Consider the following 17605-nt stretch of genomic DNA (forward strand, 5'->3'; position numbering starts at 1 on the left):
GGAGGTTCCCGGCCGCGCGGAGCTTATGGTTAATAAATCCCTGCTTTTGACAGATTGTCCGTGTCCGTGATAAACCTTTGCGGGTGTTCCCACGCAGGTGTGGGGCCAGGGGGTGGGCATGAGCGGGATCTTCTCCATCCTGTCCGACGGGCAGGCGGGCCTGTTCCGGCTGCAACAGGCACGGCGGGCCGCTGCGGGCGGCGCCACCGGTCCTGCGGCCACGGGAAACGCCGTCACGGACACGGCCGGCGGAAATGCCGGCGCTTCCGGCGCTTCGGCCAAGAATGGCGGCGTTTCGGCCACCAAGGACGGCACCAGCCATCTGTCGGAGCTGTTGGCGAAGGGGGCGTCGGATTCCCTGACCGATTTCATGCGCGGGGCGGCAACGGCGCTGAACGCCATGAAGCAGGCCCAGCAGGTGAGCCAGCCCAAGGCCCGCGCCGAAGAAAAACTGCAGGATGCCGAGCGGCGCATCAAGGAACTGCGCAACGAAATGCGCATGGCCGCGGCCCGCGGCGACCGTGCCAAGGTGATGCAACTGGCCAAGGAGGCCGCGGCCCTCGCCAAGCAGGCGGGCAACGCCGCCAAGGAATACGGACGCGGCATCGCCGCATCCGCCGACATGGCGGCGGGCGGCGGCGTGTCCATCCAAACCACCACGGCCAGCACCACCACCAGCACGATGACGGCGGAGGTCTCGCAGACCACGGCGACGGTCTCCGTGACCGCTGGGGCCGAAACGGATGGAACCGCCGCGGCCACCGCAGCATCCACCGCCGCCGGTGCCGTCACCGCCGAGGCTCCGCCTCCCGTTCCGGTCGAGGCTCCCCCGCCCGGAACCGGCACGGGGACAGCCCAGACGTCGGCCCAGCCGGCCCGGCAGGGGGAGGATAAGGGCGGCGGGGATCTGGCCGCGGCCATCAACGCCGCCGTCGCCGCCGTCGGCGGGGGTGGCAGCGCCGCAGAGGGGAAGGAGGGCGCCTCCGCCACCGACCAGGGAGCCGCCCCGGCCAACCCGTTCCAGGCCCAGATGGACGCCAACGCCCAGCGGACGGCCCGCTTCCGCGAGGCGGACACCTTTGCCCGCCGGGTGGAAATGGTGCTGGCCGCCGTCAAGAATGTGCTGGGGGAGGCCAAGGCCAGCAACGCCTATGACACCGACCACACCCGCCGCAAGAACAACCGGGAAGAGCTGAAGCAATACGACAAGGTGGTGGAGGAGGCGGACAAGGCGGTCCTGGAATTGCGCGCCTCCGCCTTCGGTACGCCGGGGGGCGGGGCTTCCGCCACGGCCACGGCGGGTGTGACCGCCGACGCCGGCGGAGCCGTGAACGCCGCCGTCCCCGTTCCCGCCGGCAGCAGCGTCAACGTGGTGACCTAAGCCACGGCCGCCCGGCGGCGGCGGGGCAGGGCCTGCCACACCAGCGTCAGACCTTGCGCAGCGGTGATCAGCAGCAGGGTTATCCTTTGCCCCTCCACGGAATAGCCGGCCCCCCCGCCCATGGGATAGAGGGTCAGGAACGCCCCGATTCCCGATTGCAGGGCAAAGGCCACGATGAACATCAGCAGGTTGGCCGCGGTGATGACCCGCCCGGCCAGGGCCGGGGGAAATCCCTGGCCCAGCACGGAATAGACCATCACCGACGCCGATGCGAAAAAGGCGTAACCGCCCCACGCCACCGCCGGGGGCAGCGGCAGGCCCAGCGCCAGCGATGCCTGCAACAGCGCCGCCACCACCATTCCTGCGAAGCTGACGGCGGCGGGGGACAGGCCGCGGCGGCGCAGCACCTCCGCCACCAGCCCGAACCCGGCATAGCCGGCCACCATGCACAGGGCCATGGATTGCAGCTCCGCCGCCACCGCCGCGCGGTCCAGCCCTTCCACATCGCGCATCCACGGACCGGCCCACAGGGCGAGATAGGCCATGAACGCCCCCTGCATCAGCACCGCCGCCGGGGCCAGCCGCCAGAAGAACGGGCTGGCGAACACCGACATCGTTCCGCGCAGCAAGGCGGCCACGCCGCCGCCGTCCGCCGCCGCACCCGCCTTCTGCGCGGCAGGGCGGCGGAATTCGGGCACGATGAGCAGCAGCAGCACCGCCACCACCACCGTCACCGCGGCCAGGGCCAGGAACAGCCCGCGCCAGTCGGTCACCGTCAGCACGGTCCGCACCGGGGTGGTGGCGAACACCGCCCCGAATCCGCCGCAGGCCATGAACACCCCGTTGACCAGCGGCAGCCGCTCCGCCGGCCAGGACCGGATGTTGGCGGTGATCGCCGCCATCAGGCACGCCGACACCCCCGCCCCGATCAGGGCGCGGCCCAGGGCCAGCGTGGCCAGGTCGTCTCCTTGGGAAAACACCGCCGCCCCGGCACCGGCCACCACCAGCAGCGCCGCCTCCACCCGCCGCGGGCCGTAGCGGTCCAGCAGCAGCCCCAGCGGAAGCTGAAAGGCGCCGAAGGCCAGGAAATACGCGCTGGTCAGCAGACCCAGCCCGGCGGCGGTGACGTTCAGCGCCACCGTCAGCTCGTCGGCGATCACCGCATTGACCGTACGGTACAGGTAGGACAGGAAATACCCGACCGCGAATGGAATGAAGATCCGCACCACCCGCACCCTGGCCGGGGGCAGGGCGGATTCGTCCTGTGACTGCATGGGCGCTCTCTCCCTGCTCTTATCGTTGTTCGGTGTTTTTTTACCGCAGGCCCGCCGTCCCTTCACGGAAACGTTGCCGATGGCCCTGGGCCTTGTGAGTAGCCGTTTCGGCGGTGCAAACGCAACACCCTTCCCAAAAGCAAGGACTGGCGGAATCCCCTTGACGATGAGGATGAAAAGAGAGACAGTAGAGACGTGATTGGTGATGTACAGACATTGCTGAGAACAAACAGCCAGCCAAGTGAATGCTTGGCGGGATAAGCGATCGGATAAAGAACGGCAACCTTTCGGCTCTCTTTGTGCAGAGCGTCATTGTGATAGGACGTTGCCCATCTGATCGAACGGCGACGGAACCAATCCGGATGGTTCCGTCGCCGAAGTTTGTCCGGATTATCCCTTCTTCCGTCATCGCCGTGCGCCACAAGCGCAAAAAGCCACCCCCTTCCGATGGGAAGAGGGTGGTTCAAGGCCGTGCGAGAGTCCGGCCCGGCGCCGGGAGAGGAGAGCGAACCCGGCGCCGGGGTTATGGAGAAGGTTACGCCGCCTGCTGCGAGGGCAGGGACGCGGCGGGGGTGGCGGCGTCGATCCTGATGGTCCGCGGCTTCATCGCCTCGGGGATTTCCCGCACAAGGTCGATGTGCAGCAGGCCGTTCACCAGATTGGCGTTCACCACTTTGATGTAATCGGCAAGCTGGAAGCGGCGTTCGAAAGCGCGGCCCGCGATACCCCGATAGAGGAATTGGCCGCCTTCCTGTTCCTTCTTAGCTTTACCCGTAACCACCAGGGCGTTGGGCAGGGCCGTCATCTCCAGATCGTCGGGCCCGAAGCCGGCAACCGCCATGGTGATGCGGTACGCATCGTCACCCGTCTTTTCGATGTTGTACGGCGGGTAGGAATTGGCCGCTTCGTCCGTGCTGAGAGCATGCTCGATCAGACGGGACAGACGGTCGAAACCGACGGTGGAGCGGAACAGCGGCGAGAGATCATAAGTACGCATGTCATATCCTCCTTCAGAGCGATAATGCGCGTGGGGATCACGGCAATCGTCGATCCCCTATGGTGCAATCCAGATCCGGCCCCATTCATGGGCGCCGCCCGGACGACCACACATTTAGGAAAAGCCCTTTTGGCCTGCAAGAGGGGGGAGTGCGATTTTTTGCCGGCTGCTTTCGCCGCCTGTCCATCACACTTTGTTAATCAGTTACGGCCACGCTCAGGTGACGGGCTCAGCGGCCGTGGGAGGACTTGGCCGTCATGGTGAATGCAACCTTCTTCAACGGGCCGTATGACGAGACGATGGCTCTGCTGATCGAGGCGCGCAATTACGTCGCGTTTCAGGAAGCCGTCGATCACCGCAAGCTGCCCCCGCACATTCGTTTGCAGGTCAGTTACGAGAGCATGCGCGTGACCAGCCGCCTGACCCAGGTCATGGCGTGGCTTTTGGCGCAAAAGGCGGTGCACGCGGGCGAACTGACCCCGGAAGAAGCCGCGAACGGCGATTATTCCCTGTCGGGGGGCGAGATTTGCAGCGACCCGTCCGGCCCCGACAATGCTTCGCTGCCGCAGGGATTGCGCAGCCTGCTGGACCGCAGCCACCGGCTGTACATGCGGGTGTCGCGTCTGGACAGCCAGATGCAGGAAACCTATGGGCGGCTGCAATAGCGGTTGATTCGCTTTGAAAACGAAAAGGGCGCCTGCAACCGCAGGCGCCCTTTTTTCGCAGCGTCCGGCGGACCGGATGCTTACTTCTTCAGGCCGAAGCTGGCGAAGCGCTTGTTGAACTTGGCGATCTGGCCGCCAGTGTCCAACAGCTTCTGCACGCCGGTCCAGGCCGGGTGCGACTTCGGATCGATGTCGAGGCGCAGCGTATCACCCGCTTTGCCCATGGTGCTCCGGGTGGTGAACGAGGAGCCGTCGGTCATGACGACGGTGATCTCGTGATAATCCGGATGAATGTCTTTCTTCATGGCCGAGGTTCCCAACAAAACGAGCGCGGTTTATAGCGAAGCGGATCGATGAGCGCAACCGCTTCCGCACATCACGCCGCCAATAAAACAGCTTTCACCGGGCAAACTTGCCGTCCGGCGTTCAAGCTGCCATATGGCGGGACATATATACCTCATAATCCAGCCATGGAAACCATCGGTGTCATCCGAATCGGCCCCTGAAAATCCCGCGGACAACCGCAAGCGCAGCCTGAAACCGCTGTATCGTCTTGGCCCGTTTCTTCGCCCCTACGCCCTGCCCATCGCCGGGGCCGGGGTGGCGCTGATGGTGGCCGCCGCAACCGTTCTTGGCCTGGGCCAGGGCCTGCGGGTTCTGGTGGACCAGGGGTTTGCCGCCGGCGACACCGGGCTCCTGGACCGGGCGCTGCTGGTGCTGCTGGGCGTCATCGTGCTGATGGCGGCCTCCACCTATGGCCGCTTCTATCTGGTGACGTGGGTGGGCGAACGGGTGATCGCCGACATCCGCCGCACCGTCTTCGACCACGTTCTGCGCTTCAGTCCCGGCTTTTTCGAGACGACTCGCACTGCCGAAATCCTGTCGCGCCTGACCACCGACACCACGGTGTTGCAGACGGTGGTGGGGTCGTCGGTGTCGATCGCGCTGCGCAATCTGCTGATGTTCCTGGGCGGCGCCGCGATGCTGTTCATCACCTCGCCCAAGCTGACCGGGCTGGTGTTCCTGGTGGTGCCGCTGGTGGTGGCGCCCATCCTGTTCTTCGGCCGCCGGGTGCGGCGGCTGTCCAAGGCCAGCCAGGACAAGGTGGCCGACATCGGCGCCACCGTGGACGAGACGCTGGGCGCCATCCGCACCGTGCAGTCCTACACCCGCGAGCCGGAGGAGCGGGCGCGCTTCGCCGGGCGGGTGGAGGACGCATTCGGCGTCGCGGTGGAGCGGATCAAGGCGCGGGCGCTGATGACCATGATCGTCATCGTGCTGGTGTTCGGTGCCGTGGGCATCATCCTGTGGATCGGCGGGCACGACGTGCTGTCCGGGCGGCTGACGCCGGGCGAGCTGTCGGCCTTCGTGGTCTATGCCGTGGTGGTGGCCGGGTCGGTGGGAGCGATCAGCGAGGTGATCGGCGATCTTCAACGCGCCTCCGGCGCCACCGAGCGGCTGTTCGAACTGCTGGAGCAGCAGCCGGACATCATCGCCCCCGCCAACCCGGTGCCCCTGCCGCTGCCGTCCACCGGGGCGGTGGCGTTCGAGGGGGTGCGGTTCCATTATCCGTCCCGCCCCGACTGGGCCGCGCTCAACGACTTCACCCTGTCGGTGGCGCCGGGCGAGACGGTGGCGCTGGTCGGCCCGTCGGGGGCCGGCAAATCGACGGTGTTCCAGCTTCTGCTGCGCTTCTATGATCCGCAGGCGGGGGTGATCCGGCTGGACGGCGTGCCCATCCGCGACGCCGACCCGGCGGACGTGCGCGGGCGCATCGGGCTGGTGGCGCAGGATCCGGTGATCTTCTCCACCAACGCGTGGGAGAACATCCGCTACGGCCGCCCCGGCGCCACCGATGCCGAGGTGCGGGAGGCCGCCCGCGCCGCCCACGCGCTGGAGTTCCTGGAGGCGCTGCCCGACGGGCTGTCCACCTTCCTGGGGGAAAAGGGCGTGCGGCTGTCGGGCGGGCAGCGCCAGCGCATCGCCATTGCCCGCGCCATCCTGCGCGACCCGCCGCTGCTGCTGCTGGACGAGGCCACCAGCGCCTTGGACGCCGAGAGCGAACGCGCGGTGCAGGAGGCGCTGGACGCCCTGACCCGCCAGCGCACCACGCTCATCATCGCCCACCGGCTGGCGACGGTGGTGAACGCCGACCGCATCGCGGTGATGGACGGCGGGCGCATCGTCGCCACCGGCACCCACGCCGACCTGATCCGCGAGGGCGGGCTGTACGCCCGTCTGGCGGCGCTGCAGTTCGACGCCCCGGTGGAGCCGGTCTGATTATTCGCTGTCAGAACCCGACGCAGGCGGTCCGCAGCACCGTGGCCACCGCCTGCTGCTGGAAGCGGGTCTTGTAGGCGTCGGCGACGTCCTTGATCTTGGTCAGGGCCGCCGGCTCGCGGGGGATGAACAGGATCAGCACCTTCGACGGTTCCCGCACCACCGCGCCCGTGTCGGTGTCGCGCCATTGGCCGGCGGCATCCTGAACCGTCAGCCCATCGGGAAAGCGCGGGGTCACCACCTCGGTCACGAAGCGCTGCCAGTCCTTGTCGCTGACCCCCAGCGTGCCGCCGATGTTGCGCCCGAAAAACAGGCTGGCCTCCACCATGGGGGAGCCGGGCAGGCCGGCGCAGGCGGGGGCCGGGGGTGGCGGGGCGCCGGCGCAGGCCGACAGGGCGGAGACGACGGCACCGGCGGCGAACGCGCGGGACAGGGGTAATCGGACCATCCGGGAACCTTCTTGTCGGTGGGGGCGGTCAAGAAAGTGACTTTGGTCACCCGCCCCGTGCATGGCTGGGCTTCGGCGGCTTACGGCGGCTTCCCTTTTCGCGGGAAATTGCTCTATACGAGCGCAAATCTCGAAAAGAATCCATGAAAACCGCCGATTTCGATTTCGACCTGCCGCCGAATCTGATCGCCAGCCACCCCGTGCGGCCGCGTGACGCCGCGCGCCTGCTGTCGGTCGGCGACACGCTGTCGGACCACATCGTCCGCGACCTGCCGTCGCTGCTGGAACCGGGCGACCTGATGGTCATCAACGACACCCGCGTGATCCCCGCGCGCCTGTGGGGCCAGCGCGGCGTGGTGAAGGTGGAAGCCACCCTGCACAAGCGCATGGGCGACGACACCTGGGCCGTCTTCGCCCGTCCGGGCAAGCGGCTCAAGGTGGGCGACACCATCGTCTTTGCCGAGGATTTCACCGCCACGGTGATGGACAAGCGTGAGGGCGGGGAAATCGTGCTGCGCTTCAGCGCCGCCGGCGGGGCGCTGTTCGACCGGCTGCACGCCTATGGCGCCATGCCGCTGCCCCCCTACATCGCCCGGCCCGACGGGGCGGAGTCCGCCGACAAGGACGATTACCAGACCGTCTTCGCCGCAGCCGAAGGGGCGGTGGCCGCCCCCACCGCCGGGCTGCACTTCACGCCCGGGCTTCTGGCAGCACTCGATGCCCGCGGGATCGGGCGGGTGGCGGTGACGCTGCACGTGGGCGCCGGCACCTTTCTGCCGGTCAAGGTGAACGACATCCGCGACCACCGCATGCACGCCGAGGTGGGGATCGTGCCGGCGGAGGCCGCGGCGCGCATCAACGCCGTGCGGGCGGCGGGCGGGCGCATCGTGTCCATCGGCACCACCGCCTTGCGGCTTCTGGAAAGTGCGGCGGATCCCGACGGCACCGTCCGGCCCTTTTCCGACGAGACGGACATCTTCATCACCCCCGGCTACCGTTTCCGCGCCGTGGACGTGCTGATGACCAACTTCCACCTGCCGCGGTCCACGCTGTTCATGCTGGTATCGGCCTTTGCCGGGTTCCAGCGGATGCGGGACGCCTATGCCCACGCCATCGCGGCGGGCTATCGCTTCTATTCCTATGGTGACACCTCCCTGTTGCGGAGGGCGGAGTGAACGGCATGAAGTTCGAACTTGTGGCGAATGACGGTGCGGCGCGGCGCGGTACCTTGCACACGGCCCATGGGGTGATCGACACGCCGGCTTTCATGCCCGTCGGCACGGCGGGCACGGTGAAGGCCATGCACCCCGAACAGGTGCGGGCCACCGGGGCGCAGATCATCCTGGGCAACACCTATCACCTGATGCTGCGGCCGACGGCGGAACGGGTGGCCCAGTTGGGCGGCCTGCACCGCTTCATGAACTGGCCCGGCCCGATCCTGACCGATTCCGGCGGGTTCCAGGTGATGTCGCTGAACGAGCTGCGCACGCTGGACGAGGATGGGGTCACCTTCAAATCCCATCTGGACGGCAGCCGCCACCGGCTGACGCCCGAACGGTCCATGGAGATCCAGCACCTGCTGGATTCCGACGTCACCATGGCGTTCGACGAATGCACGCCGTTCCCCGCAACCCACGAGGTGGCGGCGAAATCCATGCGCCTGTCCATGAAATGGGCGCAGCGGTGCCGCGATGCTTTCGTGGAACGGCCCGGCTACGGCCTGTTCGGCATCGTCCAGGGCAGCGTCTATCCCGACCTGCGCAGCGAATCCGTGGCGGCCCTGACCGGCATCGGCTTCGACGGCTACGCCGTCGGCGGGCTGGCGGTGGGCGAGGGGCAGGAGACGATGTTCACCGTGCTCGACCACACCATGCCGCTGTTGCCGGCGGAACGCCCGCGCTATCTGATGGGGGTGGGGCGCCCGTCCGACATCATCGGGGCGGTGCGCCGCGGCATCGACATGTTCGATTGCGTGATGCCCACCCGCTCGGGCCGCACGGGCCAGGCGTTCGTGCGCCGCGGCGTGCTGAACCTGCGCAACGCCCGCCACGCCCACGACGACCGCCCGCTGGACGACCGTTGCGCCTGCCCGGCGTGCCGCAACTACAGCCGCGGCTACATCCACCACCTGATCAAGGCGGGGGAGATGCTGGGGCCGATGCTGCTGACGTGGCACAACCTGCAGCACTATCAGGATCTGATGGCCGAACTGCGCGCCGCCATCGAGGCCGGGGAGTTCGAGGAACGGGCCGCGGCGCTGGAAGCGGAACTGGAACTGGGCGACATCGCCGAGACGCCCGACCCGCTGGCCCTGTCGCAGCCCGCCCGCGGCAAGAAGAAGGCGCCGGCCCCCGTTGAGGCTGCCGTCACGGTCTCCGCCGATCCCGAACCCGCGGCCTGACCCGTTACCCGAAGGAAAGCGTCTCATGACCGGCTCCCCGTCGATCTACAGCGGCCTGACCCAGTTGGGGGCCAGCACCGGCCTTCCCGACAGCCCGGAAGCGGCGGTGCTGGAAAAGGTGCCGAACCCGGAACCGGGGGTGCGCTATCTGGTGCGCTTCACGGCCCCCGAGTTCACCTCCCTCTGCCCGATCACCGGGCAGCCGGATTTCGCGCACCTGATGATCGACTACGTGCCCGGCGACTGGCTGGTGGAAAGCAAGTCGCTGAAGCTGTTCCTGGGCTCGTTCCGCAACCACGGCGCCTTCCACGAGGCGTGCACCGTCGGCATCGGGCGGCGTCTGGCGGAGGAACTGGCGCCGGTGTGGCTGCGCATCGGCGGCTATTGGTATCCCCGCGGCGGCATCCCCATCGACGTGTTCTACCAGTCCGGCCCGCCCCCGGCGGACGTGTGGATTCCGGCGCAGGACGTTCCCCCCTACCGCGGGCGCGGCTGATCCATGGGGACGGCGGCGGACGCTTCCGCCATCCGCGAAGCCATCCGCGAACGGGCGCTCGCCACCGGATTCGACGCCGTGGGCTTTGCCGCACCCGCCCTGGATGACCGCACGCGGGAGCGGCTGGGAACGTTCCTGGCCGCCGGCTACCACGCCGATATGGCGTGGATGGCCGACAAGACCGACCGCCGCGGCGACCCCCGCACCCTGTGGCCGGAGGCCGGCACCATCATCGCGCTGGGCCTGTCCTATGCCCCCGATGGCGATCCGCTGGCCGGATTGGCCGACCCGGAACAGGGGATGGTATCCGCCTATGCCCGCAACCGCGATTACCACGACCTGATCAAGGGCCGGCTGAAGACCATCGGGCAGTGGATCCACCACCGCTACAAGGCCGACGTGAAGGTGTTCGTGGACACGGCACCCGTGCTGGAAAAGCCGCTGGCGGCCCAGGCCGGGCTGGGGTGGCAGGGCAAGCACACGGTGCTGGTGTCGCGCCGGCACGGATCGTGGCTGTTTCTGGGTGAGATCTACACCACGCTTTCCCTGCCGCCCGACGAGCCGGGCACCGACCGCTGCGGACGCTGCACCCGCTGTCAGGACATCTGCCCGACCCAGGCGTTCCCCCAGCCCTATGTGCTCGATTCCCGCCGCTGCATCGCCTATCTGACCATCGAGCATGCCGGACCGATCCCCGAGGAATTCCGCCCGGCCATCGGCAACCGCGTCTATGGCTGCGACGATTGCATCGCCGTGTGCCCGTGGAACCGCTTCGCCCAGGCGAGCCGGGAGGCGGCGTTCCTGCCGCGGGAGGAGCTGACCGCGCCGCGGCTGGCCGAACTGGCGGCGCTGGACGATGCGGGGTTCCGCCGGCTGTTCTCCGCCTCGCCCGTCAAGCGAATCGGGCGGGACCGGTTCATCCGAAACGTGATGATCGCCATCGGCAACAGCGGCATCCCGGCGTTGCTGTCCGCGGCGGCGGCGCGGCTGGGCGACGGGTCGCCCCTGGTGCGGGAAACGGCGGCGTGGGCTGTGGCACGATTGCAGCGGAGCGGCGGATAAGGACCGTTGCGGCGGCGCACAATCGATATCTTAACGATTGATGTCTTGCCGTTTACGCTGTCTGCCCGTAACCGTATGCCCCGGCAGGAGGGGCAGGGATGATTCCAAGCTATACTGATGATGTGGAGCGGGCGAACGCCTTTGCTTCCAGCGCCATGCAGCGGATGCAGGAAGACGGGCTGGCCCCGACCCCTGAAAACTTCTGCCTGTGGTACACCTATTTCAGCGGTCAGTTGCCCGACCTGACCCGCGCCCTCGACATCTCCCGGCGCGACAGCGGCGCCCTGTCGCAAAGCCATTGCGACGAGTTGTTCAAGCGCTTCTTCACCCTGGATGCGGAGGCGCAGGCCATCCGCGAAACCAGCGAGCGGGCGCGCGCCCTGCTGGGCAAGGTGCTGGGGGTGCTCGACACCGCGGGCGCGGAGACCAACCGTTACGGCTCCGCCCTGGCCGGGCTGCAGGGCGAGTTGGAACAGCCCATGTCGGTGGAGGATCTGCGCGCCGTGATCGCCGCCGTGGCCGCCGAGACCACCGCCATCCTGGACCGCCAGAACCGGCTGCAAACCCAGTTCCTGGAAACCAGCCAGCAGCTTGCCGACATGCGCATCAGCCTGGACACCGCCCGGCGGGAGGCGATGACCGACGGGCTGACCGGCATCTACAACCGCAAGGCTTTCGACCAGATGCTGGCCGACGCCATGCGCGAGGCGGAGCGGGACGGCCAGCCCCTGGCCCTGCTGCTGGTCGATATCGACCATTTCAAGCTTTTCAACGACACCCACGGCCATCTGGTGGGCGACCACGTGCTGCGGCTGGTGGCCAAGGCGCTGACCGAATGCATCAAGGGCCGCGACACCGCCGCCCGTTTCGGCGGCGAGGAATTCGCCATCCTGCTGCCCCGCACCACCCTGGCCAACGCGGTGACGGTGGGCAACCAGATCCGCACCACGGTCGGCGGGCGGCAGATCATCAACCGTGCCCGCAACACCAATTACGGCACGGTTACCCTGTCGATCGGCGCCGCCCAATACCGTCCGGGGGAGGGGGGGGCCGATCTCGTCCGCCGGGCAGACGCCGCGCTTTACGACGCCAAGCACGGCGGCCGCAATCAGGTGCGTGCGGAAGCGGCGCCGGGGGCCTGATCCCGCGCGCCTTTCAGCCTTGCGGCGGGTGACGCCCGATGGCCCGCCACCCCTCGGGCGCCAGACGCAGCACGTCCGGCCCCTGGCCCGCGGGGTTGGGGACGAGGGTCACCAGCTCGCGGTCCTCGAACCACACCCAGCGGGTGACGTCGGCGGTGGTGGCGGTCCAGCCGCCGGCCAGCTTTTCCAGGATCTCCCGCTCGGCGGCGCCCACGGGGAATTTCGGCTTGGGCACCGGCGGGGCCTTGGCGGCGGGGGCGGCGTCCTTGACCGCCACGGCATCGCCGCCGGCACCGGCGCGGGCGTGAATCCAGGCGGTCTGATAGGCGGCGAGCCCCTGCTGCAATTCGGCCAGAACCGGCTGCACCGGGCAGCGCAGATAGGTTTCCAGCAGCGCGCGCAGGGCGTCTTTGGGATCGGGCTGCGTCATGGTCGGCGTGTATGGCTCGGTGTTTGTGCGGGTGATGCCGGGGGCCGGCAGGTGCGGATGATGCCGCGCCCGCCCCACGGTTGCCAAGGGCGATGACAGCGGGCAGGGCGGATTGACGGCCCCGCCGGGCGCACGTATCCTCCACGACGCCGGTTCTGCGGAACGCAGCGCCGGCGGGATGGACCGCTTTCCGGCGGCAAAAGAATATCGTGAATATTGAAGCAACCCGACATTGGTTTCCTGGCTGCACGGTTCTTCAGCGGCAGGGAGTGTCGTTCCTTGAATTTTTCCTTTATTGGTAATTCCTGAAAAATCAAAAATGATGTGCAAGACTCTCGAGAAAAGTTCGTTTTGGTACAGGCCCTTGTAAGCACCCTTTCCCCTGCATGCGCAGGGATGAACCCTTTACCGAGGCGCCGTTGGACAGCTGGTGGAACTTTCCCCTGCATGCGCAGGGATGAACCCCGGCAATGAACTTCTGAAACGGCAGCAGGATGCTTTCCCCTGCATGCGCAGGGATGAACCCAACACCCGTCTGGGGGAGTTGTTCCGCAACGCCTTTCCCCTGCATGCGCAGGGATGAACCCACCGGCCGTTCCGGCGGCGGGCCAGCCACCCTCTTTCCCCTGCATGCGCAGGGATGAACCCATGAAAACGATCGTGTGTCACACCCAGAAGGGCTTTCCCCTGCATGCGCAGGGATGAACCCTTCAGGTGGATCTTCTTGCTCATGGTGGTCATCTTTCCCCTGCATGCGCAGGGATGAACCCACGGTGGAGCACCGCGGGGCGTGGGTGGCCGTCTTTCCCCTGCATGCGCAGGGATGAACCCATCCACTCCAAGAAGCGCGGGTTCGTCTGGCCCTTTCCCCTGCATGCGCAGGGATGAACCCTGGACCACTATGACGTCCGCCGCGGCACGCTGCTTTCCCCTGCATGCGCAGGGATGAACCCTGATCGCAGGAGACGATGACCCATGACGACGACTTTCCCCTGCATGCGCAGGGATGAACCCACAAACGTGACGGGCTACGGCTACGGCACCGCCTTTCCCCTGCATGCGCAGGGATGAACCCCGCAAGCAGAACAGCGACTTGGAGCAGGCCAGCTTTCCCCTGCATGTGCAGGGATGAACCCCATGTCGATAGCAACTGAAATTGTGTCTCCGCCTTTCCCCTGCATGCGCAGGGATGAACCCCGGGCAAGTACCATATTGAAACCCCGTCTGGACTTTCCCCTGCATGCGCAGGGATGAACCCAAGCGCGAACTCGCGGCCCGCTTCCCCGGTTTCTTTCCCCTGCACGCGCAGGGAGGGCCTTTGTCTAGACAAAATGCGTATCCCGCCCGTCCGTCCACGCTCACTCGTGTCTGTCTCTTTCCCCTCCCGGCGCAGCCAGCGCCCCTGTTGCGCATGGCCGCCGCCATTCCTCTCCGGGCGCTCCATGCCCATGCCGTCAGGCGGGCAGGGGCGGCAAGCATCTGTTTCTCCCGCACTTACCTGCGGTGGTGGTGGAGCTGCTGCGTTCCGATCGCGCTGTGACCGGCATTCCGATGTGGTATAATGACCCACTCGGTAGCGATGGCGTGTGGTCATGAGCTTTTCGGTGACATTCTGGGGGGTCCGCGGAACGATTCCGTGCCCGATGGCCTCCCATCTGGGGTTCGGTGGCAACACGAGTTGTGTCGAGGTCCGCGCCGGGGACCAGCGCGTGATTCTCGATGCCGGCACCGGCATCCGCCTTCTGGGACGAAAACTTCTCAAGGAGGGGGTGACGGGCGCCACATTGTTGCTCAGCCACACCCATCTCGATCACATCAGCGGCTTTCCCTTCTTCGCGCCGGCCTACACCCCCGGCTTTTCCCTGGACATCGTGTCGGGCCATCTGACCGGCGGCACCCTGAACATCGAGGCGGTGATGGCCCGCCAGATGGAACGCCCGCTGTTCCCCGTGCCCCTGCGCACCATGGGCGGCACGCTGCGCTTTACCGAGGTGGGGGCGCGCGACGATTTCATGGTCGGGTCCGGCATCCGCATCCGCACCGCCCCCCTGAACCATCCCGACGGCGCCACCGGTTACCGCATCGAGTACGAGGGCAAGTCCATCGTCTATGTCACCGACACCGAACATGTGCCGGGCAAGCCGGACCAGAACATCCTGGACCTGATCGACCGGGCCGATCTGGTGCTGTACGATTCCACCTACACCGACGACGAGTATCAGCAGCGCGTGGGTTGGGGGCATTCCACCTGGACCGAGGGCGTGCGCCTGTGCCGTCAGGCCGGCGTGCGCAAGCTGGCGCTGTTCCACCACGACCCCGACCGCGACGACGCCGCCATGGTCCAGATCGAACAGGCGGCGCAGGCCGTGTGGCCCCCCGTCTTCGCCGCGCGCGAAGGCATGTCGATCACCCTGGTGTGATCCTTTCAAGAAATCCCGTTGTCATGACCGACACCGTTGTGGCCGTCGCCCTGTTCGCCGTCACCTATGCGGGGATGGCGCTGGGGCGGTTTCCCGGCCTGCGCATCGACCGCACCGGCATCGCGCTGGTGGCCGCCATCGCCCTGGTGCTGAGCGGCGTTTTGCCGGCCCACTCGGTGGCGGGCGCCATCGACTTTCCCACCCTGGCCATCCTGTTCGGGCTGATGATCCTGTCGGCGCAATACGCCGGCAGCGGTTTTTATGACTGGTGCGCCTACAAGGTGGCGGGTGGGGACGGCGGGGCGCCGTCGCCCGTGCGGCTGATGGTGGTGACCGTGGCGGTGGGCGGCGGGCTGTCGGCGGTGCTGGCGAACGACGTGGTGGTCTTTGCCATGACGCCCATGCTGTGTGCCGGGTTGGCGCGCCGGGGGCTGGACCCGCGCCCCTATCTGATCGCGCTGGCCGGGGCGGCCAACGCCGGATCGGCGGCGACCGTCATCGGCAACCCGCAGAACATCCTGATCGCCCAGGCCGGCGGGCTGGATTTCTGGCGGTTCCTGGCGGTGTGCGGCGTGCCGGCCCTGGCGGCGCTGGCCTGTGTGCTGGGGGTGGTGCTGTGGGTGTGGCGCGGGCGGCTGGAGCTTCCCCATCCCCCCGCCCCGGTGTCCGCCGATCCGCCGGTTCTCGACCGCTGGCCGCTGGTCAAGGCGGTGGTGGCGACCGTCGCCCTGCTGATCCTGTTCGCCACCCCGCTGCCCCAGGACATGGGGGTTCTGGCGGTGGCCGGCGTCATGCTGGTCAGCCGGCAGATGGCCAGCCGCACCATGCTGGGCATGGTGGACTGGCACCTGCTGGTGCTGTTCGCCGCCCTGTTCACGGTCAACCATGCCCTGGCCCTGACCGGCATTCCGGCGTTGCTGGTGGATGCGTTGCAGGGGGCCGGGTGGTTTCCCGACCGGCTGGCGGTGATGACGCCGCTGGCGCTGGTGTCCAGCAACACCATCGGCAACGTGCCGGCGGTGATCCTGCTGCTGAACGCCTGGACCGCCCCGCCGGAAGGGGCGCTGTACGCGCTGGCGCTGCTGACCACGCTGGCGGGCAACCTGCTGCTGCTGGGCAGTCTGGCCAACATCATCATGGTGGAGCGGGCAGCACTGGCCGGGGTGCGGCTGGGTTTTGCCGATCATGCCCGCTGCGGCATCCCGATGACGCTGCTGTCCATGGGCTTTGCCGTCGTCTGGCTGTGGGCCGGCGGCTGGATCGGGTAGGGGGGCTTCGTGGAAATCTTGGAAGGATCGCGCGAAAGATAAAACACGGCTGATGCGGTTGAAGCGGCCGAATACTCCCTTTTGCGGTGGCCTTATTGACGTTCCGTGACAAATAAGTGATTCTTATTGCCGTATGCGGGCCATACTCAAGGAAACCATCTCCGGGGGCCGGCAAGGGCCATGTCCATGTCTCTGTCCATAACCAACACCACGCTGCTGCTGCTGGCGATTGCCGGCATCATGCTCGCGGCCTTGCCGGTGGTGATGCTGCTGAAAGCCTATCTGCCCACCATGATCCAGCGGACCGCCGGGGTGGAGCAGCTTGAGAACCGCATCTATGTGCTGCATTCCGAAAACCACGAGATGCAGGACCGCATCCACAACCTGACCACCCGGCGCAATCAGGTGGTATCGGACAAGCACCGGCTGGAAACCGAAATCCGCAAGGTGGAAAAGGTCATCAGCGACCTTGCCAACGAACCGCCCCTGTTCATCCACGAGGTGGGCGACCCCCAGATGGGGATGACCAAGTTCAAGGTGAACATCCAGCAGGACGCCGCATCGGCCATGGCGCGCGCCGGGGGGGAAAAGGCGGCGGTCAACCCCATCTGGCGCCACACCAACGTGGCGGAGGTCTGGGCGTGGAACTTTGAGGAGGCCAAGCAGCTGGTGGAGGTGGCCTTCCCCTTCAAAATGGGCTTCCAGAAGAGTTTCCAGCGCGCGCCTGCGCCGAAGGCGGCCAAGGCCCCGAGCAAGGCATCCGCGTCATGATGCTGAACTTCCTCATCATCGTGGTGATCATCGCCCTGGCGGCGTGGCTGGGCAATGTGCTGATCGCCATGGAAAAGATGTCGGCCCAGTCCCGTGCGCGGGTGCGTGGGGTGCGCGACACGGTTGGCCGGCTGGAAATCACCCTGTCCCGCCTGCAAAGCGAGGAAGAGGCGTTGCTGAAGGAGATCGACCGCACCGGCGACGAGATGGCCGTGCTGCGGCAACGCCAGATGGAGATGCAGCAGAAGCTGACGGAGGCACAGTCGCGCAAGCGTCCGCGCATCCTTATTCTGTCCGACCGCCGCAATCCCGGCGACAAGGAATGGCTGGTCACTGTTGCCAATCCCCAGATCCGCGAGGTGGAAGCCGGCCATCCCCTGGCCCAGGAATGGGTGCTGGGCCGCGATTATCTGGTGTGGGCCAGCGGCGAGAAGGAGGCGGGAACCCGCGCGCTCCGCCGTTTCAGCGCCCGCCCCGGCTATGCGGTGAAAAAGGTGGCGGCGGCCCGCGAAGACCTGTTCCAGACATCCCGCCCGGCGGCGAGCTGATCGCCCGCCGGCAGGGGCTGGA

General features: G+C 67.2%; 17 protein-coding genes and 1 CRISPR repeat array. Of the genes, 12 read left to right on the forward strand and 5 right to left on the reverse strand.

Annotation, left to right across the window (positions count from 1 at the left end; all coding sequences use genetic code 11):
- Positions 1–118 precede the first annotated feature (118 nt).
- On the forward strand, positions 119–1381 hold the full coding sequence (locus M2352_RS10205; protein WP_264664385.1) for a hypothetical protein: 1263 nt from the start codon (positions 119–121) through the stop codon (positions 1379–1381).
- On the opposite strand, the gene M2352_RS10210 is transcribed toward M2352_RS10205, so the two are convergent.
- Positions 1378–2655 (reverse strand): MFS transporter, encoded by a 1278-nt coding sequence (locus M2352_RS10210; RefSeq protein WP_264664386.1) that lies wholly within the window; start codon positions 2653–2655, stop codon positions 1378–1380. The genes M2352_RS10205 and M2352_RS10210 overlap by 4 nt on opposite strands.
- Positions 2656–3190: 535 nt before the next feature.
- Positions 3191–3652: an Hsp20 family protein gene (locus tag M2352_RS10215; RefSeq protein ID WP_264664387.1), complete on the reverse strand. Its 462-nt coding sequence runs from the start codon at positions 3650–3652 to the stop codon at positions 3191–3193.
- Between the two features lie 257 nt (positions 3653–3909).
- Between M2352_RS10215 and M2352_RS10220 the strand changes: the two genes are divergently transcribed.
- A complete protein-coding gene (locus tag M2352_RS10220) occupies positions 3910–4317 on the forward strand; it encodes a DUF1465 family protein (protein ID WP_264664388.1) in 408 nt (135 codons plus the stop codon).
- A gap of 80 nt (positions 4318–4397) precedes the next feature.
- On the opposite strand, the gene rpmE is transcribed toward M2352_RS10220, so the two are convergent.
- Positions 4398–4622 carry a 50S ribosomal protein L31 gene (gene rpmE, locus M2352_RS10225; protein ID WP_264664389.1) on the reverse strand — a complete coding sequence of 75 codons (225 nt, stop codon included), beginning with the start codon at positions 4620–4622 and terminating at the stop codon, positions 4398–4400.
- Between the two features lie 133 nt (positions 4623–4755).
- Between rpmE and M2352_RS10230 the strand changes: the two genes are divergently transcribed.
- A complete protein-coding gene (locus tag M2352_RS10230; RefSeq protein WP_264664390.1) occupies positions 4756–6597 on the forward strand; it encodes an ABC transporter transmembrane domain-containing protein in 1842 nt (613 codons plus the stop codon).
- A 10-nt stretch (positions 6598–6607) separates the two neighbouring features.
- Here the strand turns inward: M2352_RS10230 and M2352_RS10235 are convergent, their stop codons facing one another.
- On the reverse strand, positions 6608–7045 hold the full coding sequence (locus M2352_RS10235) for a DUF3574 domain-containing protein (RefSeq protein ID WP_264664391.1): 438 nt from the start codon (positions 7043–7045) through the stop codon (positions 6608–6610).
- A gap of 143 nt (positions 7046–7188) precedes the next feature.
- Between M2352_RS10235 and queA the strand changes: the two genes are divergently transcribed.
- From queA to M2352_RS10260, 5 genes are all read left to right on the forward strand, one after another.
- Positions 7189–8220 (forward strand): tRNA preQ1(34) S-adenosylmethionine ribosyltransferase-isomerase QueA, encoded by a 1032-nt coding sequence (queA, locus tag M2352_RS10240; RefSeq protein ID WP_264664392.1) that lies wholly within the window; start codon positions 7189–7191, stop codon positions 8218–8220.
- Positions 8221–8225: 5 nt separating this feature from the next.
- Positions 8226–9446, forward strand: a complete 1221-nt coding sequence (gene tgt / locus M2352_RS10245) for a tRNA guanosine(34) transglycosylase Tgt (RefSeq protein WP_264664393.1) — start codon at positions 8226–8228, stop codon at positions 9444–9446.
- A 25-nt stretch (positions 9447–9471) separates the two neighbouring features.
- Positions 9472–9942: a preQ(1) synthase gene (gene queF, locus M2352_RS10250; RefSeq protein ID WP_264664394.1), complete on the forward strand. Its 471-nt coding sequence runs from the start codon at positions 9472–9474 to the stop codon at positions 9940–9942.
- A gap of 3 nt (positions 9943–9945) precedes the next feature.
- The gene (queG, locus tag M2352_RS10255) at positions 9946–11004 is read left to right on the forward strand and encodes a tRNA epoxyqueuosine(34) reductase QueG (protein WP_264664395.1); all 1059 of its coding nucleotides are present in this window, start codon (positions 9946–9948) and stop codon (positions 11002–11004) included.
- A 98-nt stretch (positions 11005–11102) separates the two neighbouring features.
- Positions 11103–12146 carry a GGDEF domain-containing protein gene (locus M2352_RS10260; protein ID WP_264664396.1) on the forward strand — a complete coding sequence of 348 codons (1044 nt, stop codon included), beginning with the start codon at positions 11103–11105 and terminating at the stop codon, positions 12144–12146.
- Positions 12147–12159: 13 nt separating this feature from the next.
- On the opposite strand, the gene M2352_RS10265 is transcribed toward M2352_RS10260, so the two are convergent.
- A complete protein-coding gene (locus M2352_RS10265) occupies positions 12160–12576 on the reverse strand; it encodes a hypothetical protein (protein ID WP_264664397.1) in 417 nt (138 codons plus the stop codon).
- A 375-nt stretch (positions 12577–12951) separates the two neighbouring features.
- Positions 12952–13834: direct repeats of the CRISPR family, unit length 29 nt; unit sequence CTTTCCCCTGCATGCGCAGGGATGAACCC.
- Between the two features lie 334 nt (positions 13835–14168).
- Between M2352_RS10265 and M2352_RS10270 the strand changes: the two genes are divergently transcribed.
- The 4 genes from M2352_RS10270 to M2352_RS10285 all read left to right on the forward strand — a co-directional run bounded on the left by M2352_RS10270 (position 14169) and on the right by M2352_RS10285 (position 17583).
- Entirely contained in the window at positions 14169–14996 is an 828-nt protein-coding gene (locus M2352_RS10270; protein WP_264664398.1) for an MBL fold metallo-hydrolase, read from the forward strand.
- 23 nt (positions 14997–15019) lie between these two features.
- The gene (locus M2352_RS10275) at positions 15020–16264 is read left to right on the forward strand and encodes an SLC13 family permease (RefSeq protein WP_264664399.1); all 1245 of its coding nucleotides are present in this window, start codon (positions 15020–15022) and stop codon (positions 16262–16264) included.
- Positions 16265–16450: 186 nt separating this feature from the next.
- Positions 16451–17035: a hypothetical protein gene (locus tag M2352_RS10280; RefSeq protein WP_264664400.1), complete on the forward strand. Its 585-nt coding sequence runs from the start codon at positions 16451–16453 to the stop codon at positions 17033–17035.
- Positions 17032–17583 carry a hypothetical protein gene (locus M2352_RS10285; protein ID WP_264664401.1) on the forward strand — a complete coding sequence of 184 codons (552 nt, stop codon included), beginning with the start codon at positions 17032–17034 and terminating at the stop codon, positions 17581–17583. The genes M2352_RS10280 and M2352_RS10285 overlap by 4 nt, the downstream gene beginning before the upstream one ends.
- The last annotated feature ends 22 nt before the right edge of the window (positions 17584–17605 follow it).

Origin of the sequence: Azospirillum fermentarium, assembly GCF_025961205.1 — a bacterium.
GTDB lineage: Bacteria > Pseudomonadota > Alphaproteobacteria > Azospirillales > Azospirillaceae > Azospirillum > Azospirillum fermentarium.

Coding starts and splice junctions, on each gene's coding strand:
- M2352_RS10205 (WP_264664385.1), top strand. CDS start 119: ATGAGCGGGATCTTCTCCATCCTGTCCGACGGGCAGGCGGGCCTGTTC.
- M2352_RS10210 (WP_264664386.1), bottom strand. CDS start 2,655: ATGCAGTCACAGGACGAATCCGCCCTGCCCCCGGCCAGGGTGCGGGTG.
- M2352_RS10215 (WP_264664387.1), bottom strand. CDS start 3,652: ATGCGTACTTATGATCTCTCGCCGCTGTTCCGCTCCACCGTCGGTTTC.
- M2352_RS10220 (WP_264664388.1), top strand. CDS start 3,910: ATGGTGAATGCAACCTTCTTCAACGGGCCGTATGACGAGACGATGGCT.
- rpmE (WP_264664389.1), bottom strand. CDS start 4,622: ATGAAGAAAGACATTCATCCGGATTATCACGAGATCACCGTCGTCATG.
- M2352_RS10230 (WP_264664390.1), top strand. CDS start 4,756: ATGGCGGGACATATATACCTCATAATCCAGCCATGGAAACCATCGGTG.
- M2352_RS10235 (WP_264664391.1), bottom strand. CDS start 7,045: ATGGTCCGATTACCCCTGTCCCGCGCGTTCGCCGCCGGTGCCGTCGTC.
- queA (WP_264664392.1), top strand. CDS start 7,189: ATGAAAACCGCCGATTTCGATTTCGACCTGCCGCCGAATCTGATCGCC.
- tgt (WP_264664393.1), top strand. CDS start 8,226: ATGAAGTTCGAACTTGTGGCGAATGACGGTGCGGCGCGGCGCGGTACC.
- queF (WP_264664394.1), top strand. CDS start 9,472: ATGACCGGCTCCCCGTCGATCTACAGCGGCCTGACCCAGTTGGGGGCC.
- queG (WP_264664395.1), top strand. CDS start 9,946: ATGGGGACGGCGGCGGACGCTTCCGCCATCCGCGAAGCCATCCGCGAA.
- M2352_RS10260 (WP_264664396.1), top strand. CDS start 11,103: ATGATTCCAAGCTATACTGATGATGTGGAGCGGGCGAACGCCTTTGCT.
- M2352_RS10265 (WP_264664397.1), bottom strand. CDS start 12,576: ATGACGCAGCCCGATCCCAAAGACGCCCTGCGCGCGCTGCTGGAAACC.
- M2352_RS10270 (WP_264664398.1), top strand. CDS start 14,169: ATGAGCTTTTCGGTGACATTCTGGGGGGTCCGCGGAACGATTCCGTGC.
- M2352_RS10275 (WP_264664399.1), top strand. CDS start 15,020: ATGACCGACACCGTTGTGGCCGTCGCCCTGTTCGCCGTCACCTATGCG.
- M2352_RS10280 (WP_264664400.1), top strand. CDS start 16,451: ATGTCTCTGTCCATAACCAACACCACGCTGCTGCTGCTGGCGATTGCC.
- M2352_RS10285 (WP_264664401.1), top strand. CDS start 17,032: ATGATGCTGAACTTCCTCATCATCGTGGTGATCATCGCCCTGGCGGCG.